The sequence below is a fragment of the Burkholderia sp. AU28863 genome (assembly GCF_002223195.1).
Taxonomy (GTDB): Bacteria; Pseudomonadota; Gammaproteobacteria; order Burkholderiales; family Burkholderiaceae; genus Burkholderia; species Burkholderia sola.
This window is the reverse complement of record NZ_NKFE01000003.1, coordinates 1,739,368-1,762,025: the sequence shown is the minus strand read 5'-3', so window position 1 is coordinate 1,762,025 and position 22,658 is coordinate 1,739,368. Positions and strand designations below refer to the sequence as shown.

At 59.8% G+C, this 22,658-nt stretch carries 26 protein-coding genes and 4 pseudogenes; 12 read left to right on the top strand and 18 right to left on the bottom strand.

The features are described 5' to 3' along the window. Nucleotides 1-180 precede the first annotated feature (180 nt). Both CFB81_RS10610 and CFB81_RS10605 read right to left on the bottom strand, forming a co-directional pair. Entirely contained in the window at nt 181-840 is a 660-nt protein-coding gene (locus tag CFB81_RS10610; protein ID WP_089435249.1) for a hypothetical protein, read from the bottom strand. Between the two features lie 218 nt (nt 841-1,058). Continuing rightward, a complete protein-coding gene (locus CFB81_RS10605) occupies nt 1,059-1,454 on the bottom strand; it encodes a hypothetical protein (RefSeq protein WP_179235934.1) in 396 nt (131 codons plus the stop codon). Between the two features lie 66 nt (nt 1,455-1,520). Here CFB81_RS10605 and CFB81_RS10600 point away from each other — a divergent pair, with 66 nt between their 5' ends. Then, nucleotides 1,521-1,778: a helix-turn-helix domain-containing protein gene (locus tag CFB81_RS10600; protein WP_089435248.1), complete on the top strand. Its 258-nt coding sequence runs from the start codon at nt 1,521-1,523 to the stop codon at nt 1,776-1,778. A 3-nt stretch (nt 1,779-1,781) separates the two neighbouring features. Here CFB81_RS10600 and CFB81_RS10595 read toward each other — a convergent pair whose 3' ends face one another. The 10 genes from CFB81_RS10595 to CFB81_RS36510 all read right to left on the bottom strand — a co-directional run bounded on the left by CFB81_RS10595 (nt 1,782) and on the right by CFB81_RS36510 (nt 8,240). Next, entirely contained in the window at nt 1,782-2,081 is a 300-nt protein-coding gene (locus tag CFB81_RS10595) for a hypothetical protein (protein WP_089435369.1), read from the bottom strand. Between the two features lie 101 nt (nt 2,082-2,182). Further along, entirely contained in the window at nt 2,183-2,989 is an 807-nt protein-coding gene (locus tag CFB81_RS10590) for a DUF4942 domain-containing protein (protein WP_089435247.1), read from the bottom strand. Nucleotides 2,990-3,055: 66 nt separating this feature from the next. Continuing rightward, entirely contained in the window at nt 3,056-4,138 is a 1,083-nt protein-coding gene (locus CFB81_RS10585; RefSeq protein WP_089435246.1) for a hypothetical protein, read from the bottom strand. Beyond that, nucleotides 4,135-5,037 (bottom strand): phage capsid protein, encoded by a 903-nt coding sequence (locus CFB81_RS10580; RefSeq protein ID WP_089435245.1) that lies wholly within the window; start codon nt 5,035-5,037, stop codon nt 4,135-4,137. Before CFB81_RS10580 ends, CFB81_RS10585 begins: the two co-directional genes overlap by 4 nt. Before the next feature lie 53 nt (nt 5,038-5,090). Further along, nucleotides 5,091-5,306 carry a hypothetical protein gene (locus CFB81_RS10575; RefSeq protein ID WP_089435244.1) on the bottom strand — a complete coding sequence of 72 codons (216 nt, stop codon included), beginning with the start codon at nt 5,304-5,306 and terminating at the stop codon, nt 5,091-5,093. 12 nt (nt 5,307-5,318) lie between these two features. Then, on the bottom strand, nt 5,319-6,314 hold the full coding sequence (locus CFB81_RS10570; protein ID WP_089435243.1) for a YqaJ viral recombinase family protein: 996 nt from the start codon (nt 6,312-6,314) through the stop codon (nt 5,319-5,321). A gap of 120 nt (nt 6,315-6,434) precedes the next feature. Further along, nucleotides 6,435-6,581, bottom strand: coding sequence for a hypothetical protein (locus CFB81_RS36065; RefSeq protein ID WP_256976034.1), 147 nt, complete (start codon nt 6,579-6,581; stop codon nt 6,435-6,437). Next, nucleotides 6,578-7,546 (bottom strand): DUF932 domain-containing protein, encoded by a 969-nt coding sequence (locus CFB81_RS10565; RefSeq protein WP_089435242.1) that lies wholly within the window; start codon nt 7,544-7,546, stop codon nt 6,578-6,580. Before CFB81_RS10565 ends, CFB81_RS36065 begins: the two co-directional genes overlap by 4 nt. A 90-nt stretch (nt 7,547-7,636) precedes the next feature. Further along, nucleotides 7,637-8,119 (bottom strand): hypothetical protein, encoded by a 483-nt coding sequence (locus tag CFB81_RS36060; protein ID WP_179235932.1) that lies wholly within the window; start codon nt 8,117-8,119, stop codon nt 7,637-7,639. Further along, nucleotides 8,112-8,240, bottom strand: coding sequence for a hypothetical protein (locus CFB81_RS36510; RefSeq protein ID WP_256976030.1), 129 nt, complete (start codon nt 8,238-8,240; stop codon nt 8,112-8,114). The genes CFB81_RS36060 and CFB81_RS36510 overlap by 8 nt, the downstream gene beginning before the upstream one ends. An 861-nt stretch (nt 8,241-9,101) precedes the next feature. Here CFB81_RS36510 and CFB81_RS36505 point away from each other — a divergent pair. Next, on the top strand, nt 9,102-9,308 hold the full coding sequence (locus CFB81_RS36505; protein WP_256976029.1) for a UvrD-helicase domain-containing protein: 207 nt from the start codon (nt 9,102-9,104) through the stop codon (nt 9,306-9,308). 719 nt (nt 9,309-10,027) lie between these two features. Here CFB81_RS36505 and CFB81_RS10550 read toward each other — a convergent pair. Then, a complete protein-coding gene (locus CFB81_RS10550; protein ID WP_179235930.1) occupies nt 10,028-10,960 on the bottom strand; it encodes a 5'-methylthioadenosine/S-adenosylhomocysteine nucleosidase in 933 nt (310 codons plus the stop codon). A gap of 429 nt (nt 10,961-11,389) precedes the next feature. Further along, nucleotides 11,390-11,516, bottom strand: a pseudogene (locus tag CFB81_RS36875) (site-specific integrase); the annotation flags it as partial. A 322-nt stretch (nt 11,517-11,838) separates the two neighbouring features. Between CFB81_RS36875 and CFB81_RS10545 the strand changes: the two are divergent. Then, a complete protein-coding gene (locus CFB81_RS10545) occupies nt 11,839-12,012 on the top strand; it encodes an integrase core domain-containing protein (protein WP_235348184.1) in 174 nt (57 codons plus the stop codon). 306 nt (nt 12,013-12,318) lie between these two features. Beyond that, a pseudogene (locus CFB81_RS10540) lies at nt 12,319-12,498 on the top strand (HoxN/HupN/NixA family nickel/cobalt transporter); the annotation flags it as partial. Between the two features lie 13 nt (nt 12,499-12,511). Here CFB81_RS10540 and CFB81_RS35380 read toward each other — a convergent pair. Then, nucleotides 12,512-12,665: pseudogene (locus CFB81_RS35380) on the bottom strand (IS3 family transposase); the annotation flags it as partial. 242 nt (nt 12,666-12,907) lie between these two features. Between CFB81_RS35380 and CFB81_RS35375 the strand changes: the two are divergent. The 7 genes and pseudogenes from CFB81_RS35375 to CFB81_RS10510 all read left to right on the top strand — a co-directional run bounded on the left by CFB81_RS35375 (nt 12,908) and on the right by CFB81_RS10510 (nt 19,228). Then, the gene (locus CFB81_RS35375; protein ID WP_143328577.1) at nt 12,908-13,177 is read left to right on the top strand and encodes a hypothetical protein; all 270 of its coding nucleotides are present in this window, start codon (nt 12,908-12,910) and stop codon (nt 13,175-13,177) included. Nucleotides 13,178-13,574: 397 nt separating this feature from the next. Continuing rightward, nucleotides 13,575-14,663, top strand: a complete 1,089-nt coding sequence (locus tag CFB81_RS10535; protein WP_089435239.1) for a cobalt-precorrin-5B (C(1))-methyltransferase — start codon at nt 13,575-13,577, stop codon at nt 14,661-14,663. Continuing rightward, on the top strand, nt 14,660-15,391 hold the full coding sequence (locus tag CFB81_RS10530) for a cobalt-precorrin-6A reductase (RefSeq protein ID WP_089435238.1): 732 nt from the start codon (nt 14,660-14,662) through the stop codon (nt 15,389-15,391). The genes CFB81_RS10535 and CFB81_RS10530 overlap by 4 nt, the downstream gene beginning before the upstream one ends. Before the next feature lie 42 nt (nt 15,392-15,433). Next, on the top strand, nt 15,434-16,189 hold the full coding sequence (gene cobM / locus CFB81_RS10525) for a precorrin-4 C(11)-methyltransferase (protein ID WP_089435237.1): 756 nt from the start codon (nt 15,434-15,436) through the stop codon (nt 16,187-16,189). Between the two features lie 116 nt (nt 16,190-16,305). Next, nucleotides 16,306-17,124: pseudogene (locus CFB81_RS10520) on the top strand (IS5 family transposase). A gap of 89 nt (nt 17,125-17,213) precedes the next feature. Further along, nucleotides 17,214-18,671, top strand: a complete 1,458-nt coding sequence (locus CFB81_RS10515) for a cobyric acid synthase (protein WP_089435236.1) — start codon at nt 17,214-17,216, stop codon at nt 18,669-18,671. Nucleotides 18,672-18,820: 149 nt separating this feature from the next. Then, on the top strand, nt 18,821-19,228 hold the full coding sequence (locus tag CFB81_RS10510; RefSeq protein ID WP_089435235.1) for a hypothetical protein: 408 nt from the start codon (nt 18,821-18,823) through the stop codon (nt 19,226-19,228). Between the two features lie 323 nt (nt 19,229-19,551). On the opposite strand, the gene CFB81_RS10505 is transcribed toward CFB81_RS10510, so the two are convergent. From CFB81_RS10505 to CFB81_RS10495, 3 genes are all read right to left on the bottom strand, one after another. Further along, nucleotides 19,552-19,833 carry an integrase core domain-containing protein gene (locus CFB81_RS10505; protein ID WP_373452644.1) on the bottom strand — a complete coding sequence of 94 codons (282 nt, stop codon included), beginning with the start codon at nt 19,831-19,833 and terminating at the stop codon, nt 19,552-19,554. Beyond that, nucleotides 19,803-21,215, bottom strand: a complete 1,413-nt coding sequence (locus CFB81_RS10500) for a tyrosine-type recombinase/integrase (RefSeq protein ID WP_256976028.1) — start codon at nt 21,213-21,215, stop codon at nt 19,803-19,805. The genes CFB81_RS10505 and CFB81_RS10500 overlap by 31 nt, the downstream gene beginning before the upstream one ends. Before the next feature lie 444 nt (nt 21,216-21,659). Further along, on the bottom strand, nt 21,660-22,088 hold the full coding sequence (locus CFB81_RS10495; RefSeq protein ID WP_143328575.1) for a hypothetical protein: 429 nt from the start codon (nt 22,086-22,088) through the stop codon (nt 21,660-21,662). A 317-nt stretch (nt 22,089-22,405) separates the two neighbouring features. Here CFB81_RS10495 and CFB81_RS35365 point away from each other — a divergent pair, with 317 nt between their 5' ends. Continuing rightward, nucleotides 22,406-22,618 (top strand): hypothetical protein, encoded by a 213-nt coding sequence (locus tag CFB81_RS35365; protein WP_143328574.1) that lies wholly within the window; start codon nt 22,406-22,408, stop codon nt 22,616-22,618. Nucleotides 22,619-22,658 lie beyond the last annotated feature (40 nt).

Genomic DNA, 22,658 nt, shown 5'->3' with positions numbered 1-22,658 from the left:
TGCTCGTCTCCTGCTGCGCGCAGAGCGCATACCTGAGGCGGGACCGTAGCTATTCGCCGAAATTGAGTCCCGGCTGTCGGATGACGTTGAACAACGCTGATGCTTGGTCCTCTTCGAAGGCAGCCTAAGCCGGCAGTCACACGGCGTGAATTCCTATCGCTGCAGGCCACATGTCGATCGCTATCGCGCTGCTTGCCATCCGTTGTCGGTCCGGATCATATCGAGCGTCTGGGCAAACTCCACGTCGACGTCATTGCTGTAGTCCGTTTCCTTACCATTGAAGAAGTTGGTGAGGAGCCGCAGGTCGATACTGGGGCATGCTTGAACGATAGTGCGCCGGAAGACCAGGCCTGGAGCGGTGTTATTAAGCGCCGCGGCAGCGTTGCCCACTTCAATTTTTGCGTTTGACATCGCCTGGTACTCGTCCTGATGTTGCTGTTCGAACGTGCGTCGCGCGTCAAGATCGTTGGGATTCGCAGCAATGTAGGCCTGTTGGTTGTCGTAGTACTGCTTCGCTTTCTGTTCCGCGTCGGCGTTCAGTGATTGATACTTGTCGTACTGATCTTTCCACTGTCTGGCGTAGGCCTTGATGTCGCTGTTCGGGGACAGGCGAATGGTGTATTTGACGTCCACACGGTAGTCATTGCCGGAGTCGCCAGGAAGACCGTTCACCTTCTGGAAGTCTCTGAGTTCAAAATATCTGCAATCGCCGAGCGCGCTCGCGACGACTTGCTTCGCGTCGCTTTCCGAAGGTGCGCTCTGTCCGCAGGCCGACAAGATTGTGACTGTGGTGGCGCACAACACGTAGCGGACGATTCCGATGTGACGCTTGTTCTTCATGATTTCGTTTCCCGTTGCAGTGTGATTGATGAAATGGCAGGTGCTTCGTGGCTCCCGGCGCGTGCCGGGCAGCCGGAATAAAAAATGCCGACAGGGCGAGCCTGTCGGCGAACGGTCCTGGCAAACGAGGGATAGATTGCTGCCAGGACTCAGGCCAGGGTTAAGTTCCGTTTTCGGACGAGCGCGATTAAACGCGGTCGGTTGCAACATCGTTTCCCTTACGTGTATCGACCTGTATCTCCGTCATTGACCGGTAGCCGGGCGTCCTGTCCGGGGATTGCGTTGAGCGATTCCGCGTCCAGCATGGCCAGGCAAGCCCGGAAGACCGGTGTGCCGAGCATGCCGCTGCGCCTGAGCGCAATTAGCCGCTCCCGCCGAATCGCAATCGGATGTGCCGCATCACCAATCAGTTGCCAAGTCGCGTCGACCAACGCTGCCTGTGCGGACCGCCGCCGGAGCATGTAAGTGATGCCGGCAATGGGGCCGACACAGACCGACACGACGATCCAACCGAGCGGCCGTAGGCCGACTCGGTTGGCGCGTAGCCGGTGCATGTCGAACACGATGGCAAACGCCGTCGTGACAATGCTGGACAGCCAGACGAGTTGAAACATGTAATCCTCCTCAAATATACCGTATACGGATAAAGCATATTCTCTATGTATATCTAGAATTTCTTCATGACCCATCCGATCCACGATCCCCGTTACCAGCGGATTGCGACGTTGCTCGCAGACTTACGCAAGCAGCGTGGCCTGTTGCAGCAGGACGTCGCGGATCGCCTCGGACGACCGCAGGCCTTCGTGTCGAAGGTCGAGAGTGGCGTGCGCCGCCTTGATGTGGTCGAGCTGCTGGACTTCCTGCGGGTGCTTGATGTCGACCCGCACGTCTTTATCGATGCGCTGCTGGACCAGCCGATGTCCTCCTTGCCGCGCTGAGCGCTAGTAGTCTCCCGGTAACAGAAAGGTAGTCGCGGCACGATCCGCTTCCGTGATGACCCAGACGGATTGTCCGTTCGGGAGAATGTAGCTGGAGAGCAAACGCGAACCGACCTCGAGCGCCAACTCGTTTTGTTGGAGGTCGGATTCGCAAATGTCGCCCCAGTCGCCGCGAACGTGACGGATCAGTAGGTCGATGATCGAGATGCGCGCGGCATTCATGACGTCGATGGCGGCGGGCGTGGCGAAGATCCGACCGAGCTTGAAGCGCGGGCCGGCGTGGCGGGTGGAAGACAGGTTCACGAAATACTCCAGGCAACAGACGAGCAAGAGCCTCCGGATGGACCGGATATCGAGCGCGATGAATGAATGGGGAAAGACGAGGCGCAGGACGCGTCCCGGAACTACCGGGCTTCCGATGCGAGCGCGTTCGGGTAATGCTTGGCGAGAATCTTGTTCATCTTCTCGACGAGTTCGGGACGCTTGAAGGTCAGGTGCCCGTTGCCATTCTTAAACCAGCGAAGATAGAAATAGTCATGCTCAGCTTCGTTGTGGCGAGCTTGTCGGGTATCGGAGACGAGGCTATATGCACCGTTCCGGTGATCCGGCTCAGGCTTGCCATCGAGGACGCAAAAGACCCGAATGAGGTCGTCCAGTTCGTTGGTCACCCGGAAATTCGGAGAACTGGAACTGAGCAGGTATCTCACGATGATCCGTTTGCCGAACTTGAAGGGCTGATTGGTCTTGTAGTCCCACGACAGCCGCTTGAAGCACTGAAGCACGCCGCGCTCGAATATGTCGCCGCGTGCGCCGTACAGTTGCGCGAAGGTCGCTTCGATGTTGGCGGCCGTCAGTTCGGGTACGTCGCCTTCGGCAATCTGGCTGCTCCACTCTTCACGGGCCTTGGCGTCCATGAAGGTACGCAGTCCCGATTCCGACAGCAGGTAATCCCAGCCGCGCACGTCGATGAGACGTACGATGGCCGCTTCGGCCTCGTCGCGCTTGGCATATTCCCCCGTGACGGTGGGCCGGCCACGGCAGCCGTAGCTTTCATCGAGCACAAGACGCGGGAATCCGAGATGCGCAGCTTTGGCGAGCGCCTGGGCTTCGGCGAGCAGATCGAGCGCAGCGCGCACGCGTTCGACGACAGCGACGCGCTGATTGGCGAGATTGGTGATGCTGATGCTTTTGACGAGATCGGTAGAGTCCATGTGGCATGTCGATGCGAAGTGGAATGAGGGCAACAAGAAAAAGCCGGGCCACTTGGGCCCGGCTGCTTATGCCGCGACGTTGAGTTCGACCAGTCGCCGGCGAAGCGCGAGCGCTTTGGCCTGCGAGCAGCCGAGATGGAGCCGGATGTCAGCGACGGTCGGACGTACCAACCCTGCTGCAACATCCCGAGCGAGTCGCGACAGGTGATCGTCGATGGGAGCGACAACGGGTAATGGTGTAATCGGATCGTCGCGAGGCGCGTGACTGCGGATCGTGCTGTCGTGACTCGTTGTCACTGAATCGCAACTAACGGCCTTGTCGTCGTGACTGGCCGCGACGGGCATGACTACCGGCTGAGTCATGCCGACGGCGTTCGCGACTGTCGTGACTGCGGGTTCAATCACGTCGGGCGCCGCCACTGTTGCTGTAATAACGTCAGTCACGACAGGTAACGGCTCCGGTAACCGCGACCGAAGCGCGATAGTCCACAACAGGCAGGCCACACCTTCGAGCACAGCGGCGAACGCGAGACCGGTCAGCAGATCGACGCGAGTCGCCGTTGTGCCGAGTAACGCGGCGAGCCGTGACGTGACCGGATCAACGAGTAATGCATCATGTCGCGTCGTGATGCGATCCGTCGTGACCTGCTGACGGCGGATCTCGTCGGCTTCGGCATTTAGCGCGTCGATCCTGGCGCCGAGCGTGACGCGTCGCCCCTCCAGCGTCACGCAGTGATCAGCGCAGTAACGGGCGTTGGCCGCTGCGAGTTGCGCAGTCACGGTCGCGCGCTCGGACATGACGGCCGTGAGACTGCGAGTGAAGGGCGGCACCGAAGTTACTGGTACCGTTGATGCCCGCAGCTCGCCGGCATGCTGTTGGGTGAACGTGAAGAAAACTGTATGCCCGAAACATGCCGTTACCAGACAGGCACCCCATAACACGCTACCCACGGTGCGGATGACGAGCGGCGCATCGCGAATCAGCGCCGGCAACAGGTGCGCGCTCGTGACGAGCACCGTTCCGATCGCGATCCAGATGAGCCGTTCCGGCAACGTTCCGCCGCGCTGCCAGCCTGCCAGAATCGACAGACTGAGTGCGGTGGTCGTTGCTAGCGTCGCCAATAGAAGCGTCCAGTGACGGACTTTCATGCCGCTTTGCCGCCGAGCAGGACGGCCGTGCGTTCGAGCTTGTCGCGAAGGGACGGCGACTCGGGCGTGAGGCGTTCGCCGGTATCCGACCGAGCCGAATCATCCGGATAGAATTCCTCGGCGACAGTGGCCTGTTCATCGGGGCTATCCTCAAACGCACCGTTGGCAAACCCGAGCCGAGCGGCGGCATCGAGCGCCGACTGGTCGAACCCCGCCGAACGCCGCCGCGTGTCCAGTTCCTTAGCCTGTACGAGCGCTTCTTCCAGCGTACTGCCCGAGCGCACACCGAGGTCAACGTAATAGATCGCCGACCGATAGCTCTGCGTGGTCGACTTGCCGCGCAGCTTCAGTTCCAGCGGCAGACAGGCGAGCAGGTTGCCGGACACCGCGCGGAAGTAATGCAGGCGTGCGGCCAGCGTCCGAATCGAGTTGTAGGACGTCGTTCTCAGGATGAACGAACCCGGTTCATCGTCATCCCCGACGATCACGTTCATCCGCCCGTAGGGCTTGCAGCCGCCCTGACGGCCGAAGACGCAACCGTCCGGAGACGGGCACGGCATGGCTTCGATACCGGTGTCGGTGACGCGTCGGCATTGTTCTCCGTTACCGACGCATACGGGCCGTCCGGTATCGCGATCGAACAGAGAGTACTCGGCCCGCAGGTTCAGATCCGGATCGTTGAACAGCACGCGAACCGGGATCGAACGCAGCTTGCCGGCCGTTGCCTTGCGCAGTGTTTCGTTCAGAGGGTGCAACATCCACTCGCCGCGTTGTTGCACCTGCGTCGTGAGGGTGAATTGGTCATCCTTTTCGGGCAGACGTTTGCCGTTCTTCTCGACGATGTGCCCGATGGAGATGCGCCCGACAACGGGTGGAGTAATGGCAAGACCTTTGAGCATGTGGGCCTCTAAATAGAAAGGGGAAGGGAGCGGCGAACATCGAACCGCGCCGACTACCGCGCGAAGTGCGCTTCGAGCTTCGTGTGGACTTCCTGGGCGACGCCGCGCCACGCGCGCGCACTGATCATCGGGTTGACTTCCAGTGCGTCCAGCGGCGTTTGGGCCACGCGTGCCGCGTGCTGGCTCGGCGCGTCCATCACGAAGGCTTGTGCGAGCGCGCCGTATCGTGAAAACGTCATGATGTCGGTGAGGCATTCGAGATTCGTCATGGTGGGTGGGCATCAGGTGGAAACGAGAAACCGGCGAGAGCCGGGCTTCGAGCGGGCGTACTGCTGTTCGAACTCGGGGTGATCGGACAGCAGCCGTTCGAGATCGACCGACGAGGAATCCTTGCTGCGCTTGAACGACACCGAGCCCGTCTCGAATACGGCTCGGGTCGCGTCCCCCATTGCTTGCTGGATCGCCTGCTTGAACTGCGCCTCGAGCTGCTGACGCGTCTCGATCTCGGCCCGCACGGCAACCAGATCGGCAAACACGGACGACAGGTGTTGGTCGTCGCTGAAATCGATCGTTTCGCCGTTGCCGGGATACAGGTGGCGTAGGGCGCGATCGGCCGACTCCGATCCGTCCGCAGGCGGTGGCGTGTCCGTTTCCACGAACCGCCAGAAACGAGCTTCCAGTTCGATGAGCCGGCCAATCAGCGCGTCGTCGCGCTCGATCCGATGCACTTCGAGCGCTTGGCCACACAACAGGACGGCCACGTGCGCCGCAGCTTTACCGGTGACCGCGAGCTGATGCTGAACTTGTACCTGCACGTATTCCGGCACGCCTTCGCGCCAGAGTCGGGCGCCGTACTCGCCGGCTGTCTTGCACTCAAGGATCTGGACATCGAGCGCACCGACGATCTCGCGGTCGATGTTCGCGAGCATCCAGGGGATCGACGGGTGTCGCAGCACGGCATTGACCTTGCGAACCTTGTTGCCGATCTGGTGGGTATAGACGGCTGCGACGATGGGTTCTAGCAACGTTCCCCAATACGTCGGGGAAGTCGTGTCGGCCGGATCGGGACGGGGCATACCGTCCGCGCGACCGGTTTTGTCGAGCCACAATTCCAGTGCACTCATGTACGGATTGAGTCCGACCGCAGCGGCGGCATCGGAGCCGCCAATGCCGGTGCGACGAACGGCCAGCCAGTCGTCACGCGATAGCTCGGTCGTTTTGACGAGCTTCAGCGCGGGCCTTCGCGTGCGCGGCGGCTCAGGGTGAGGGGTGTTCACGGGACCTCCAAAATGAAGAAGCCCGGCAGACGAATCTGACCGGGTCGAAGGTGAGTCAATACGGGAGCTATGCGGAACTGCTGCGTTTGATCGCGTCCTGTAACGCGTCGTAGGCGTAGGTCACGAGCTTGCCGTTTCCGAGGTGGACGGCCGTGCCTTGGGTTTGATTTGCAGGATCGTGACGTAACGGCCACTGAACCGTAACCCGACGCCGCGTGGAATCTGAATCCGCATGTTGATCGCAAGACGCGGCATGGGCTTGGTCATGCGACAAGCTTCATGGCCTCGTCCCAGGCGCGCTGCTTGAGCGTCGCACCCGCACCGAACCATGCAGCATCGAGGCGGTGGTCATCGCTACGGGCGCGGCGATGGTGATCCACATATTCCGTGACAGCGTTCAGCAAACCCCATGCCGTGCCAGACGCCGAGGCCAAATCCGAGCCTTTCCCACGTCCGGCATAGAGCTGGCCAACCGCCTTGATGGCCCGCTCGTTGACGGCAACGGTTTCGCGATCGGGGAGATTGGCGGTCGAGTAAGTCAGCACACGACGAAGAAACGCTTCGGCCGCTGAGTCCGTCACCTTACGTTCGGACAGCGCTTTGGTTCGCGCCATGAATGCATCCCATGTCGAGACGGCAATGCCGAGTTGGCGCTTGACCGCAGCCGCATCGAACTGCGAACGGTGCGAGACCTTGATCGCGCCGACGCTGTTCCCCAAGGCTATTTGCAAGGTGTTATTGCAGACGACGCGTACCGAAGTGAATTGCGCCGTCGTGGCGAGCGTGCCGTCGCAGGCCGTCGCCAACAGGAGGTAGCCGTTGATCTGATCCTTGCCCTTGAGCGTGCCGGACTGACCAGTACGAGCGAGCGCCCACAGCTTCCGGCCTTCCTTCAGCACGCCAGCTGTCTCGAGCTGGAACCCGCCGATCTCGGTCAGATCGCGATAGAACTCCAGAATCTCTTCGGGTTGCACGACCTGATAACGCGCCGACACGACGGACAACGGTGCTTTGTTGTCCGAGCGGTACAGCACCTTCTGTTCGGGAAACGCGTGAATCGAGCCGAGGTTTTGGTTGCCAGCGGCGACGAAACGCACTTCGGCTTCTTCGATTCGCCAGTCCATGCCGGCAGCGCGTGCCCAGACTTCGAGCGGCTGTTTCGGGGTGAGTTTGTTGCCGAGACCGTGCCACGGTTCTTGGCCTACGTATGCCATGCTGGATACGAGATGCATATAGACTCCTGATGAGAAAACAGACATACAGCCCGGCCGGAGCCGGGCGAAACGAGGGGGACAATGGGAGGAGGTATGGAACAGAACAGGTCAGCAGGGGCGGACGGTGAAGGTGCGTCCGCAGGCAAGGCAGCGCCAGTTGTCGAGGACTTTGTGGTCAAGAGCTTCACCTAGCGCTGCACCGGTTGCACAGCCTGCGGCTCCGGCGACCAGCCCGGCGAGAATGGCGCCGGCAATGCCGCCACAGGCTGCGCCAATCGGACCTCCGAGCATGCCGATAGCCGCGCCAGTCTCAGCACCCGACAGCGTAGCGGCGATACCGCTCGTCGCGCCTGCCGTAGCGCCGACCGCGCAGCAGATTCGTCTGGCAAGATGCCGTTGTTCGGTGCGAAACGATTCGCATGACGGACACGGAAACACGAGATCTGCCTTGCCAGGGCGATAGTGTGGCGATTTGCCTGCATCGGGCTCTGGAGTTTCATGAGGCTGGTGAAGTCGGTTCAGCATTGATTGCCACGCAGGGGTCTCGTCGTCCTCGTCGTCATAGGGGAAGAACGGGGGGCGGTCACGCATGGCACGCGGCTCCTTGCCGGACCTTGCCGATGTATTTGCAGAAGCAGATCGACCACAGCACGCCGCAGAGATAGGCGAGTGCGAAGGCGATCAGGTATTCGAGCGGAGAGATGGGGAGCATTACCGAACTCCTGAGATAAGTTCGTCTGCGCGGAGCTGCGCAGACGGAGCGGCAGTCATCTGCCGTGCTCAGGAAGGTGATATAGGTCCGAGAGTTTTTTGAATGGTTTGATTCGTGCTCTCGTTTCAGCGAACCAGGGTCGAACTGGCAGTTTTGCGGGGCGCTTGTGTCAGACGGATGGGTACCGCTAATCTTCAGATTTTTAAGGATAGTTACGGGGAGACGATGAACCTGTTCCATGTCGCACAGTCGGGCTGTATGTGATGGCCCATACCACGTCGGAAAAGAAAATACTGAGAAGCATTAAGGAATCGTTTTCGCCTCGGGGCTGGGCGTGCCGGCTCGGTTGGGCGACGCGTTGGAGCGCAGAAATCGAGGCGGACATTGTGCGTGTGCGGGCAGAGAATGACGCCTGTGCGTCCGTACTTGACGTATCGCTACGCGCGCAGCGAGGGTGGATCTGGTCGTCTCTACATATTGAGGGGATGGAGATCCGACTGCTACGCGGACTGTCGCATCAAGATGCTGAGCGATTTGTTACAGCAATCACTCGCGCGAAGGCAGTGGCATTGCGACGGCTGGAAGCCGATCTCGGAGTAGACGAGAAGACGCTGGTCCCGTTGTGGCAGGACGTAGTGCGGGAGCAGTCGGCGGATCGCTACCTCACGGCACGCGAACGAGCGAGTCTCCTTGATCGGATCGCGGCTGAAAAGGAGAGATTGGATGGTGCGTTTGCACGTAGCCGGAGCCCGCATGCAAAGCGATTCACGATCAGCGAGGAATTGACGCGGGCAATTCTGTATTTGCGCGCGCTGAACCACCGATGGCGATCGGTTGCTGAGGCAACGTAACGACGAATTCGTGGAACGTGAACTGGAGCGATGGCGCGGATTCTTCGCATATTGCGAAGAGCGGGCATTGACGGACGAACAGGCGAGAGCGGCAATCACGTTCGAAGAAAATACGTTGCTCATTGCTGCTGCGGGTTCGGGCAAGACATCCACGGTTGTGGGTAAGGTTGCTTATGGGCATTGTCCGGCCGGAGGAAATCCTGTGTCCAGCATTTAACGGCAAGGCTGCCGCAGAAATTGCCGTGAGGACCCGCACGCGACTTCGAGCAATGATCGCAGATGCGTGTCCGATCGATCCGGCGATCAAGAAGCGGGTCAGGGAATTGGTCGATAGTGGCGTACAGATAGAGTCGCGCACATTTCACTCGCTTGACGGTCTCGTCAACGAGATATAGACGAGCTGGGTTTCACAACATCCACATGGCCGCAAGCCCTCGGTATGCATATCCCTGTCGCCAGATACTGGCGGCGTGGGTTCGCGAGCGCTATCCGGAAACCAGGAAACGCGTGGTTGGCAAGGCCGGCCGGCCTCCCGGCGTTAAGCGGCGAGGGGCGCGCCGAACTTAAGGCGAGACTACGCGCGCATTCTGAATTGACTAAGTCGAGCACGCTGGGCGCCTCACAGAACGAGCGCGCACTTCTGCAGAGGTATCGGGCTATACAGGGCCGAATTCTTGCTCTGCTACAAGATGCCGACGAATGTGCGGAAGAGATCCGGGCCGAGCGGCAACGACGCTGCTAGTGCCCGATGTTGCCGGAGCGTCGTTGCGATTGAGCGGCGATTACGATGATCGCTCGAGCACCGAAACAACGAACGGCATTTCGGTTGGCGGTGCTGCGAATGGCTCAATCCGCGGGCGTTATGGTGCTCGCTTTTTGGAGACGGACCATGCCCATGGAAGTTCCTTCCATTCGGATAGGCTCCACGGGTAGGCCCTATGAATTCGTTTCGTGATTCAAAACCTCTATAACAAATGCCCCGAGTTTCTCGTATAAGAACTTCCAATTCGCGACCGGCACCTCATTCAGAGACTCCAGCCACGCCCACCCTTCTTCCGATGTATTGATTGTCGCGGGAAGGCGGCGTTTTGTACGTGAAGGCTGTCCTGTATCTACAACGATTCGTATAATTATCCATGGCGTCGCATTTTCCTCGGCGGCCACTGCAAATGCGATATCTTCCTGATTAACGATCAGACCATCCTCTGTATCGACAGAAGGATCCCGCACTCGTGCAAGCTCGGCGATTTGCCGTAGGCGCACCTGTGCATCATGACCAAGTACAAACTGACTGCCACTTGCCGATATACATGCCCTCGTAAAAATACCTTTTCGGACCCCTGAATTGGGGGAGAGATCCAAGTCGGTATCTTGCATCTTTTTCATGCGCTCGGCTACTTGACTAACCCAATCAAGATCTGGTTTGAGGCCTACTTGCTCTCTTCGACCGTCGTTGCTCCATACCCAGATACCATTTGATTGCCAAAGCAGCGAACCGTGTTCTTGGGCAATGCCCTCTTGGTCGAACCACGTACCCAAATCATGTTGAAGAATCAGCGAGGGGACGCAGACATCGCCCACGGACAGTTTTTCTATCGAACCCGCAATTCCCATAAACAAAAGCCGCTCGACTCGGAAGTTGTTCAGAAGTGTCGTTGTTCCGATGGACGCATTGACAAGGCCACCGCCGGTCACCGTCGCGACTACCTGTCGGTTCAAAAGCGTTCCGACGAAGAACTTTCGGCCCGCAAATTGGTAGGTGTACGTCAACTTGATATGTCTCAGTACGGGTTCAATTTCGGCGTCGCCTGAAGCCGCCAAAGCAAGGCGTGACTCGTGAGGGAGGCGTGCCTCGTAGGGAAGAATCAAGAAACGTTCATGCGGAAGCGCCGCGTCGGCCGAAGACAAGTGATTTGCGGCCAAGAACTCAGTGACTTCAACGCAATGGTCTCGAGCTAATTGCGCGCTCGTTTGCCTCTGATCTGCCCTAACAGTGATAGCAAGTGGTCTTGGTGACAAAAGGTTTCTCCTCTTTGAAACATTGATCGCTTCGATGGCTCGTGTGTCAATGTTCGACACGTATCATGAAACAACTTGCAATTTCCTATCTAACTATCACGATAGGCTGACGTGACGTCAACCGAAGTAAAGTTCATGCGTTTTGCGCAGTAAAGTTTGAACTCGGACTGAATCTGCGTAAACTCCTTTGATGATGGTGTGATATTGTTGTTAAAAATCAATGGCATAAATTATTTTGAAAAGTAAATTCGGACCGTTTTCGAGGAGTTCGCGTGAACGTCACAAGTGCTTGCGTCTGTCGAACGCCAGATCAAACTGCGTCGGCCGTTCGACTTAAACGGGTTGACGTCGTTGAGATCAACGCGTGCCATAGGTTATCTCGCACCATGATCAATTCGGCTCCGCGCGTGCCCGTGTCTCGTGGCTGATGCGCGAAAACGGTTTTGCTTTCGCCCCATCGGAGAGCGCAGAAACTGCCCAACGCTCACGATGGTCGAATCACGACCCATCCGCCCTACGAGACGTGGGGCACCGATGGCACCAAGGTCCAATCCGTCGACGAGGGCCCGGTCTGCCTTCGCTGCAGTCGGCCACTGCGACGCGGCTTGCGTTGGCTTCCACGTCACCAAAGTGGGCGACCCGCTTTGCGGCACTGGACCCATCAGCCTTGGGCTGCCCGAGCGGTTCGGATGGTCGGAGCCGACGCCGGTCGTGGACTGTCCCTGCGAATGGATCGCAGCTATCAGTACACGTCGGACGACTTCCGCGCCCAGTTCAGATTCTGGGGCGTCACGTCGAGCTACATTTTCGTCGCCGAGCCGCAGACTAACGGCGTCGCAGAGCGTTTCAACCGAACCATGAAGGAGCAAGCTATCCACAGGTGTCTGTTCAAAAAACGTTGAGGAGGTTCGTGCTGCCGCCGTCGCGTTCAAGGATCGGTACAATCGCGAACGGCGTCTCGAAAAACTGGGCTTCAAGTCCCCCTAGAAGCCCGTCATGCGGCGCTCTTGCCAGCTGCCTGATCTCAGACCTTGTCTAAATAGCCGGATCCGGAACGCTGCATCCACGCTTTGACTCGAATGCGATGAGATTGATTGGATATGAAGACGGTTTCGCGGAGCGACCGCTTCCGCACAAATGGTAATGAGCAGTGTTGTTCGTGTTGGCATCCATCCAGTATGCCGACCGTTCTCAAAGGGATTCCAAGAATGCTCAAATCTGTTTTTCGTCTCTTCAATGATAACTCCACAGAACTGCGCAGCAAGATTGTCGGAATTTACTTTTTTCTAATCGCGTTCAATGTTGGCGCCTGGATATGGGCCTTTATTGGCTTTCACGGTCAGCCGGTGCTGCTTGGCACAGCGTTGCTCGCTTATACGTTTGGCTTGCCGCGCCGTCGACCTTCTCCGCGCGTACCCGGCTTACCTGCGTCTTGATTGGGATCGACAAGCGCCGGAAGCTCCCCATACCCCAACACCTTCAGTCAACGCCAGCTTGACGACTTCGTCGCGAAGCTCTTTCGAATAGTATAGATCGCTCTTGGAATCCGGTTCATCCATGCCTCCGTTTCTCGATTTTACGAGACGTTGGCTTCCGTCTATTTCGTGGGCCGCACTTGGCTGGCCGTAGCATGAGGTGGAGGCACTCTAGGTGGTACACTACGTACTAGGTCGTCGGCTTGCAACAGTGAACGTGCATTTACATCTGGGGGCGTGACTCTTTGTTCTGAGTGTTGATGGGATTACACCTTCGGCATTAGCAACTCTGCTTACTCCTCGCGGCTTCGGGGAAAGACGGATGACCGAGCTTCAAGACCTCGGCGATATACGCGAACGCGGCCTAGGTGTTCGCGCCAATGAATGGTCTGGTGAAGCGGTCGGTGCCTTGAACTTGGTCGAACTCGAATGTCGTGCGACCGGTGAGACGTCGCATTTGCCGCTTGTGACAGGTTTGCCCGGTGATGCGTTTCAACATGATGTTCAGTTGACCAAACGTGATATCAGAGTTATTGAATTTGCACGTCTAGCGGCGGCGGCTGGCGAACTGCGGTGGGATGGGGTGCTGTGAGTGGCTCAATCGGTATCGAATGGGTGCGTACGCGCCCATCTTTTCGCCATCACGATTGAGAATCATTCGGCAGCTAGTTGTTGAACGCAATCGCGACGCGCTCGGTGTTCCAAGTTTGCAACTGGTTATTTCATAGTGAGGCGAAACTAATGGCGTTGCGTAAGCGGCACGGCGGTACGTGTACGCGTATTTCGCTGGCTGAGGCGCAGCCGCTTGGAGATTTCGATGTTTGGAGACAGTCGCTACCGATCACGATGCTTGAACTCAACAAACCACGTACGTCACCGAGTGGCAAAATATTTGGTGATTCGACTGAAATGGCGTGAGTCGACATCATGGACTCGATAACCTGTCGCGTGACGAGTTCTGAGAACATGTCAAGCGACTCTTTCGTGTGATGCGCGACGAAACCCCCGAACAGCCCGCGCCGCTGCGCTTCGGCTACACGACCGGCAGCTGCGCGACCGCGACGTCGCTCGCGGCCGCGCGGCTGCTGCTCGCGGGCCACGCGGACGACGCGGTCGAGATCGTGCTGCCGAAGGGGCAGCGCGTGATGATGCGGCTCGAGTTCTGCCGCGCCACGGCTGAAGGCGCCGAAGCCGGCACGATCAAGGATGCCGGCGACGATCCGGACGTCACGCATGGCGCGCTGATCTTCGCGCGCGTCGCGCTCGCGGCGGTGCCCGGCGTGCGCTTTCATGCCGGGCCGGGCGTCGGCACGGTCACGCGCGCGGGGCTGACGCTGCCGGTCGGCGAACCGGCGATCAATCCGGTGCCGCGCCAGATGATGACCACGCACCTGGAGGCGCTTGCGGCCGAGCACGGCTACGCGGGTGGCTTCGACGTGACGATCGGCGTCGAAGGCGGCGAGATGCTCGCGCTGAAGACGATGAACCCGCGCCTGGGCATCGTCGGCGGGCTGTCGATCCTCGGCACGACCGGCATCGTGCGGCCGTTCTCGTGTTCGGCCTATATCGCGTCGATTCATCAGGGCATCGACGTCGCACGGGCGAATGGCATCGCGCATATCGCCGCCTGCACGGGCAACGCCAGCGAGGACGCGATGCGCGCGCACTACCACCTGCCCGACATGGCGCTGATCGAGATGGGCGATTTCGCGGGCGCGGTGCTCAAGCACCTGCGGCGCGCGCCCGTCGCGCGCCTGTCGATGTGCGGCGGCTTCGGCAAGCTGAGCAAACTCGCGGCCGGCCATCTCGACCTGCACAGCCGCCATTCGAGCATCGACCTGCCGCTGCTCGCGCAGTGGGCGGCCGAAGCCGGCGCGAACGAGGCGCTGCAGGCCGCGATGCGCGCGGCCAACACGAGCCAGGAAGCGTTGAAACTGGCGCAGGCCGACGGCGTGCCGCTCGGCGATCTCGTTTGCGCACAGGCGCTGCGGGTGGCGCGCGACATCGTGCCGCCGTCGGTCGCGGTCGAGATGTTCGCGATCGACCGGCAGGGCCGCTTCGTCGGGGCGGCCCGATGAGCCCGCGCATCCTGCTGCTCGGCGGCACCGGCGATGCACTGAAAATCGCGCGCGCGCTCGGCCCGCATCATGTCTACAGTCTCGCCGGTCTCGGCAAGACGCCCGACGACTTGCGCTGCGACGTGCGCGTCGGCGGTTTCGGCGGCGCGGCCGGGCTGACCGCATATCTTCGCGACGCCGGCATCGGCCTCGTGATCGACGCGACGCATCCGTATGCGGCGCAAATCAGCGCGAACGCCGCGACGGCGACGCGCGACGCAGGCGTGCCGCTGTGGGCGCTGCGCCGCGCGCCGTGGGCGCCGCAGCCGGGCGACGACTGGCGGATGGTCGACGACTGGGCCGGCATCGAGGCCGCGCTCGCGCCGTTCAGGCGCCCGCTGTTCACGCTCGGCCGCGAACCGCTCGCGCATCTCGACGCGATCCCGCCGCACCAGTTCTGGCTCGTGCGCTGCCTCGATGCGCACCCCGGCAACGCCCGCGCGCAGATCGTCGCCGCGCGCGGGCCGTTCACGCCCGACGGCGAGCGCGCGCTGTTCGCGCTCGTCGGCATCGACGTCGTCGTCAGCAAGAACAGCGGCGGCGCGGCCACCGAGGCCAAGCTCGACGTCGCGCGCGAACGCAGGCTGCCGGTCGTGATGCTGCGCCGGCCGCCGCTGCCCGATGCCGACCGCGCGTTCGACTCGGTCACGGCGCTCATCGACGCACTCGATCCGGCCGCGCGCGCGTGACGCGACGCAGCGGTCTTCCCACGAATTGACGGAGAAATTTCGATGACGGTGTATTTCATCGGCGCGGGCCCCGGCGACCCGGAGCTGATCACGGTGAAGGGCCAGCGCCTCGTGCGCACGTGCCCGGTGATCCTGTATGCGGGCTCGCTCGTGCCGGCCGCCGTGCTCGACGGTCATCGCGCGGAGCGGGTCGTCAACACGGCCGAGCTCGACCTCGAGGCGATCGTCGCGCTGCTCGCCGCCGCGCACGCGAACGGGCAGGACGTTGCGCGCGTGCATTCCGGCGACCCGTCGCTGTACGGCGCGATCGGCGAACAGATCCGCCGTCTGAAAGCGCTTGGGATTCCGTACGAAATCGTACCGGGCGTGACGGCCACGGCCGCGTGCGCGGCGACGCTCGGCGTCGAGCTGACGCTGCCTGGCGTTGCGCAGACGGTGATCCTCACGCGCTTCGCGGGCAAGACGACGATGCCGGAAGGCGAAGCGCTCGGCGCGCTCGCCGCGCATCGCGCGACGCTCGCGATCCATCTCGGCGTGCGCCATCTCGCGCGCATCGTCGAGGAAGTGCTGCCGCATTACGGCGCCGATTGCCCGGTGGCGGTGATCTATCGCGCGAGCTGGCCCGACGAGGAACGCGTGACGGGCACGCTGGCCGACATCGTCGGCAAGGTGCAGGGCACGCAGATCGAGCGCACCGCGCTGATCCTGATCGGGCGCGTGCTCGACGCCAAAGGGTTCGCGGATTCGACGCTGTATGCGAAGGGGGCGTTTGCACCAAAAAACAACTCTTTTTGCTGAGCTTTGTGCTACTTTCCATCAAACGCTTAGAGGCCAGTTCAAATTCCCTGAGAGGGGGCTGTTTACTTCTTCGGCAATTTGTTAACCTTGGGCACCGGAACAACGGGAGTCCAAGGATGGAAGCGCCGATCATTTGACGACGAGCTGTGAAAACTGATCGAACCCTTGCTGCCTGTCGTGAAACCTCGCGCGAAGAGCGATCCGGGGCGTCCGCGTGTGCTGGATCGCGTGGCGCTCAACGGCATCCTGTTCGTGCTCAGGACAGGCATCCGTTGGAACCACTTGCCGACCCGGCTGGGATTCGGCTCGGGCGTGACTTGCCGGCGTCGACTAGACGACTGGCAAAAGACTGGCGCGTGGGATCGGCTGCACGAATTGTTGCGCGACAAGCTGCGTGCGACGGGCCAGTTCGACCTTTCATACGCTGCGGTCGATTCATCGTCGGTACGTGCGGTTGGGGCGGGCGAAAAACTGGCCCGAACCCCACGGATCGCGCACATCCGGACTCCAAGAATCACATCCTCGTAGACTCCAACGGAATTCCCGTCGTCGCAATCCTGATCGGCGCAAACGCCAACGACGTAACGCAACTGCTGCCGCGTATCGACTCGATTCCGTCGATTCGAGGCGTGCGTGGCCGAGCGCTTCAGAAACTCGGCGTCGTCTATGCCGATCGGGGCTACGACTCCAAGCGGCACCGGCGCGCGCTGTGCGAACGCGGCATCAGGCCCGTGATCGCACAGCGTCGAATCGAACACGGCAGCGGACTCGGCGCGTATCGGTGGGTCGTCGAACGTACTCACTCTTGGTTCCACTATTTCCGTCGTCTAGGCATTCGCTTCGATCGTCGCGCGGACATTCACGAAGCGTTCCTCAAACTCGGCTGCTCGCTCGTCTGTTGGAATATCGTCAGGCGGGTTGAGCAGGTTTTTTGAACAGGTCTCTTATAGTGTCGAACCACCTCGTGACTGCTCCCTCGAACTCTCCGCCACAAACATCCCCGCTCGTGCCGCACGGCACGTTGATGATCCAAGGCACGACGTCTGATGCCGGTAAGAGCACGCTCGTCGCGGGCCTGTGTCGTCTTGCGCAACGTGCCGGCGTACGCGTCGCGCCGTTCAAGCCGCAAAACATGGCGCTCAATAGCGCTGTGACCGCCGACGGCGGCGAGATCGGCCGAGCGCAGGCATTGCAGGCGATCGCCGCAGGCATCGATGCACATACCGATCTGAATCCAGTGCTGCTTAAACCGACAAGCGGTTTTGGCTCGCAGGTAATTATCCATGGCAAGGCGAGGATGAATCTCGACGCGCGTGCGTATCACGACTATAAGCCGGTCGCGTTCGAGGCAGTGCTGGCGTCGTACCGGCGTCTGCAAACGAAGTTCGATACAATATTCGTTGAAGGCGCGGGAAGCCCTGCTGAGGTAAATCTACGCGATCGCGACATCGCCAACATGGGGTTTGCGGAAGCGGTCGACTGTCCGGTAGTGTTGGTGGCGGATATCGACCGCGGTGGAGTATTCGCGCATCTGATAGGGACGCTCGCGTGTCTGTCAGCAAGCGAGCAGGCACGAGTGCGAGGATTCGTGATCAACCGGTTTCGTGGTGATATCGGGCAGCTAAAGTCAGGGCTAGATTGGCTCGAAGCACGGACCAATAAGCCGGTGTTTGGCGTGGTGCCGTATCTGCATGGTCTCACCCTCGATGCCGAGGACATGCTTCCGCGTGAGCTGCTTCCAGCGCGCGCCGGTGAGGCTACAGACAAGCTACGCGTCATCGTGCCGGCGCTGCCGCATATAAGCAACCATACCGACTTCGATGCGTTGCGGGTGCATCCGCAAGTCGACTTCCAGTATGTACGCAACAGCCCCCCACCGCGTGCGGATCTAATCGTGCTGCCGGGCTCGAAGAACGTTCAGGGCGATCTCGCGTTCCTGCGCTCTCAAGGCTGGGATAGGGTCTTGCAACGACACCTACGCTATGGCGGAAAAGTGATTGGTATTTGCGGGGGCATGCAGATGCTGGGGCGGCAAGTGGCCGATCCACATGGCGTCGAAGGCGCGCCGGGCACGGTAGCCGGCCTCGGTTGGCTAGACTTCTCTACTACGCTTACCCGCGAAAAGACGCTCGCGAACGTGACCGGTACGCTATCACTGTCAAGCGCCCCCACCGTGGTCGGCTATGAGATCCATATGGGCGAAACCACCGGGCCCGCGCTTGCTTTACCGGCATTGCACCTCACGACGGCTGCCGGGTCACGCGCGGACGGCGCGCGCTCTGACGACGACCAAATTCTTGCGACCTATGTTCACGGCCTGTTCGACACACCAGCCGCCTGTGCCGCATTGCTGAAGTGGGCCGGCCTCAATGCTACAGAGAAGATCGACTATTCAGCGCTACGTGAAGCCTCCCTCGACCGGCTTGCGACCACGCTAGGCGAGCATCTTGACTTACCCCGGATATTCGCCGCGATCCGCTGACGGGAAACACGCCACGGTTCCAATACAAAGCTTTACGAGCACACGAGCGTCGCGATCACGACCAATCTCATGGGCTGTGCGAGGGCAGGAGATAACGGGTGGGAAGAAATACGATGGGGCGAGGCAGCCGCTCAGCTTTAACAAAAGAGATGCTGCTACCACTATCGACCGAAAAAGTGCGATCGCTGTCGCTTGCGCATCACTTGGCGCTGGCCGTGGTTCGCTCGGGAAACGGAGATTGCGACCAAGTTGTTTCCCTGCTTCGAGTCGTCTATCTGGCTTTCTTTATGCGAAATGAGACTGCATCTGGCTCGGATCTCGACCTTTACCGCCGAGCTGAAGCTGTGCTGGATGCTTGTATTGCGCGAGCCGAGCGCGGCGAGTCATGGATGCTTCGCGAGAACGAAGCTGCTGATGTGGAACGGCTTTTAGTCGTGCATGACGAACAATTGGCTGCAGTGCCGAAGCACCACTATCTTGCGGCGTGGGATCGGTTGCAGCGGTTCGTAACGGGAACTGGACGATCGCCGATTCCGGTCGCTGCAGTATCAGGGTGAGAAAACTTCGCTGGCGTTGCGAGCCGGGCGAGTATTTTCCACTCGCAAAATGCCGGGCTGTAGCTGTCGCAGCGACAGCTGCAGGCTGTCCGCACGTGTAGCTATTATGCCCTTTTCTTACATGAGCAGATCAGGCGGAGCAGACGTGTTCCGTCCATGTATCTTTGAGTGGGCGCCGCTGCTCCAGCAGGTCGGTACGGTGATAAGCGGCCTCGACTTGATTTTTGACGGCGTGAGCTTGACCCGCTCCCTACAAACAGTGCCATCCGGAGTCTAGTAAAGTTCAGGGTGAACGGTCCCGGTTTTCAGTGCCAAAGGCAATGTTAGTCTTCGGCGTTCTGTTGGTCCGTCAGTTGGGCCTGCAGGCCCAACTGACGGACGTATTCGGCAGGCGGCACTTCACCGAGAGCCCTGTGAGGCCGACTCTCGTTGTATTCGACCCGCCATCGCTCAATCTGCTCCCTGGCGTCGGCCAGCGATGTGAACCAGTGCACGTTCAGGGGCGCCTGCATTGGTGTTTCTCGGCCAGAGCGGACGGCGTACGGGGTGGCGGCCTGTAGTCCGTCATATCTCTTTAGCTTCCCGATAAGACGTGCAGTGCCCATGCTTCCATCAGTGGTCGTCGCTGTTCAAGTAGGTCTGTACGGTGATATGCCGCTTCGACCTGATTCTTGACGGCATGAGCTAGCGCGCGTTCGGCTAGGTCGCGAGCATACCCATGTTCGCTGGCCCAATCCCGGAAACTGGAACGGAAGCCGTGAGCGGTCGCGACGCGGCCGGATGCATCACTCTCGGCTTTAACGCGGCGGAGAAGGGCGGTTAGGGCCATGTCGCTCAGTACTTTTTCGCGTGGGGACGGAAAGACAAGCGTTTCGTGCAGTTGATGCTGTCGGAGAGCCTTGATGAGTTCCAGCGCCTTCTCAGACAGCGGGACGCGATGCAGTTCTTTTGCTTTCATGCGCGTAGCGGGGATGATCCAAACGTGTCCAAATAGATCGAATTCATCCCACGTCGCGCCGCGAACTTCGCCGCTTCTGGTTGCGGTGAGTATCAGGAAGAGCAGGGCTGCACGAGTGCTATCCGTAGGCTCGTGTTTTGCAAGGTGGCTTGCGACGAATTTGGGGACTTGGCGCCAGGGCATAGCCGGTTGGTGTTCCGCTTTGGTCGACTGTTTGGGGAGGATGTGGTCGACGACCGCGACGGGATTTGCTGCGATATGACCATGCGCCCAGGCCCACTGCATGACAGCATGCATGCGTTGGCGCGTGCGACTGGCTGTCTCGGCCTTCGTCAGCCAGATCGGGCGGAGGACGTCTGCGCAGTCGCCGGGGCCGATCGTGTCGAGCTTGCGATTGCCGAGTTTGGGGAAGACGTAGGTTTCGAGGGTGTTGATCCATTGAGCTGCATGCTTCTCGCTCTTCCAGCCGGGCTTCAATTCTTCGTGGACTTGGCGGGCCGCCTTTTCGAACGTAAGAGCCGCGGTGGCAATGGCGGTAGCTTCGCGTTCCCGATTGCGGTGGTCTATCGGATCTTCTCCGCTATCGATGAGCTTGCGCATGGCAAGCGCTTTGTCCCGAGCCTCAGCGATCGAGATTTCTGGATAGGTGCCGAGTCCTGCGTCCCGGCGCTTGCGGGTCACGGGGCTGGTGAAACGTAAGATCCATTTGCAGCCCGACTTCGTTGGGGTGAGCAGCAGTCCGGTTACTTTGCCGTCGAAGACGGGTTTGTCGGTTGGCTTGAGTGCTTTGGCTTGCTTGTCAGTTAGCATCGATTCTGGCCCATCAATTGGCCCATCGTGAAACGTTGGGTGGGATTGGATGTCATAAGCGTAAATTGAACGCTTGGACGATGCAAGTATTTGATTTATTGGATTGTATTTGGATTGACATGGATGCCATTGGATATTGATTTGGCGGCCTCCGTCTCCGCCAAAAGCGGTGACAAAGCCCCGCAAGTTCTCGGACTTGTGGGGCTTTTTCTTTTTCACGATCAAATTGACTTACAAGCCTGGCGGGTATTGAGCGCGATGAGCGAGGTGCTTCGCCAGTTGCGGCCGTCGCAATTGCCGCGCCGTGGTGTGGCTGCAAGTGTCGTCCGTGCCGAACCGTTGCGGTGACGCGGCCACGACGCCCGACAAGGCAGACCGGATGCGCGATCTCAGGTGCAAACCTGAGCCGCGCCGTCCTGGATAAACTCTCGGAAACCTCAAGCGCCCATTAAGTAAAAGCGGCGCTGCAGAGCGGGGCGGGGGAGCATGCGGCACAACCTACGCTCCCCCGCCCCGGTGACACCCGCTGCTCGGTCCGGCAGGCCACGCTGAGCCGCGCCAACCGCCACGACTCCGCGTCAAGACGGCCGCTCTACGTCATCCTGGTGACGGCCGGACACGCCTGATGCGCGGCGCGCGGAGCAGAGCCATTAGTCGATGTCTTCACCCCAGGGGGATCGAATTGAGAATATTTTCATCAAGGAGATTGATCTTCCTGGGATTGAAAGAAAAATTTTCGAATGTGGCTTCGTCCGGAATCAAACGCTTCTGACCGTTCGTCACCAAATATTTCGATCCGCTCGTTTTTCCTTGGGCGAGATAGGCTCCGTTGGACAGCGCGCCGACCAACGGGATACGGGAAACGAGAGAATTGTTGGTTTTGATGGGGCTCCCCGGAATGAACAGGTTTTCGTATGTGGGCCAATCCGGAATGGTGTGGCGCGCCCCATTAATAACGAGGTAGATGATGGGGCTGTCGGACGCCTTGATGCGCTGTCCGTCATATTGCCTGGAATCGGCATAACCTGCCTTCGCCTCCGCATCGGAGATCGGGGGGAGGTCATTTTCGGAGTGTGCGGCTTGCGTGCTCATATCAATCTCCATTTCTCTTGATTAATGAAAGTCACAATTAACGAATGAAGCTATCGGCCTTGATGTAATTGTGCTGCCTTTCGATTCGTGGTGAATCTATCGGGCAAATTTATTCTATGTAGCGGCCATGTTAACGCAAAGAATATTTCGTCAGACATTGTCAAGCGTCGAGCTGAAATGTTTTTATCGTTATTAATATTTGTGGATTGCTGTAATAGTTTACTTTTTTTGATTTAATAATTTAGTTTAAGTGACCGGTGGCGCAAATTGTTCAAGGTATTTGCATGTCTTGCCGATTAAGGCCGGTGCGTGCGCAAGTGCTCGCCACCGCCGCGGCTGATCGCGTTGCCGGCAATATGTCGATGAACCTCGAAGCGAGTGAGCTTTCGTCGACGGGCTACCAAGCCGACGGCTCGTCGATTGCGCAAGCGCCGTGGCTGCGGTCACTGGGCCCGGTGGCGCAGCAACTGTCGCGTTTGTCTCCATGGCCTTCTCCCGTTCTTCCGGACACCTCAGCCAAGCTGATGTAAGCCGAAGGGGACGAAATGGTGCGGATATGGGATCGCGTGA

Bases quoted from the DNA above. Each gene is read 5' to 3' on its own strand.
- CFB81_RS10585 (WP_089435246.1), bottom strand. From the start codon at position 4,138: ATGAAAGTCCGTCACTGGACGCTTCTATTGGCGACGCTAGCAACGACC.
- CFB81_RS10600 (WP_089435248.1), top strand. From the start codon at position 1,521: ATGACCCATCCGATCCACGATCCCCGTTACCAGCGGATTGCGACGTTG.
- CFB81_RS35375 (WP_143328577.1), top strand. From the start codon at position 12,908: ATGACCGAGCTTCAAGACCTCGGCGATATACGCGAACGCGGCCTAGGT.
- CFB81_RS10605 (WP_179235934.1), bottom strand. From the start codon at position 1,454: ATGTTTCAACTCGTCTGGCTGTCCAGCATTGTCACGACGGCGTTTGCC.
- CFB81_RS10505 (WP_373452644.1), bottom strand. From the start codon at position 19,833: ATGGGCACTGCACGTCTTATCGGGAAGCTAAAGAGATATGACGGACTA.
- CFB81_RS36065 (WP_256976034.1), bottom strand. From the start codon at position 6,581: ATGACCAAGCCCATGCCGCGTCTTGCGATCAACATGCGGATTCAGATT.
- CFB81_RS10535 (WP_089435239.1), top strand. From the start codon at position 13,575: ATGCGCGACGAAACCCCCGAACAGCCCGCGCCGCTGCGCTTCGGCTAC.
- CFB81_RS10580 (WP_089435245.1), bottom strand. From the start codon at position 5,037: ATGCTCAAAGGTCTTGCCATTACTCCACCCGTTGTCGGGCGCATCTCC.
- CFB81_RS10495 (WP_143328575.1), bottom strand. From the start codon at position 22,088: ATGAGCACGCAAGCCGCACACTCCGAAAATGACCTCCCCCCGATCTCC.
- CFB81_RS10565 (WP_089435242.1), bottom strand. From the start codon at position 7,546: ATGCATCTCGTATCCAGCATGGCATACGTAGGCCAAGAACCGTGGCAC.
- CFB81_RS10545 (WP_235348184.1), top strand. From the start codon at position 11,839: ATGGATCGCAGCTATCAGTACACGTCGGACGACTTCCGCGCCCAGTTC.
- CFB81_RS36060 (WP_179235932.1), bottom strand. From the start codon at position 8,119: ATGCGTGACCGCCCCCCGTTCTTCCCCTATGACGACGAGGACGACGAG.
- CFB81_RS10610 (WP_089435249.1), bottom strand. From the start codon at position 840: ATGAAGAACAAGCGTCACATCGGAATCGTCCGCTACGTGTTGTGCGCC.
- CFB81_RS10590 (WP_089435247.1), bottom strand. From the start codon at position 2,989: ATGGACTCTACCGATCTCGTCAAAAGCATCAGCATCACCAATCTCGCC.
- CFB81_RS10515 (WP_089435236.1), top strand. From the start codon at position 17,214: ATGATCCAAGGCACGACGTCTGATGCCGGTAAGAGCACGCTCGTCGCG.
- CFB81_RS10510 (WP_089435235.1), top strand. From the start codon at position 18,821: ATGCTGCTACCACTATCGACCGAAAAAGTGCGATCGCTGTCGCTTGCG.
- CFB81_RS36510 (WP_256976030.1), bottom strand. From the start codon at position 8,240: ATGCTCCCCATCTCTCCGCTCGAATACCTGATCGCCTTCGCACTCGCC.
- CFB81_RS10575 (WP_089435244.1), bottom strand. From the start codon at position 5,306: ATGACGAATCTCGAATGCCTCACCGACATCATGACGTTTTCACGATAC.
- cobM (WP_089435237.1), top strand. From the start codon at position 15,434: ATGACGGTGTATTTCATCGGCGCGGGCCCCGGCGACCCGGAGCTGATC.
- CFB81_RS10530 (WP_089435238.1), top strand. From the start codon at position 14,660: ATGAGCCCGCGCATCCTGCTGCTCGGCGGCACCGGCGATGCACTGAAA.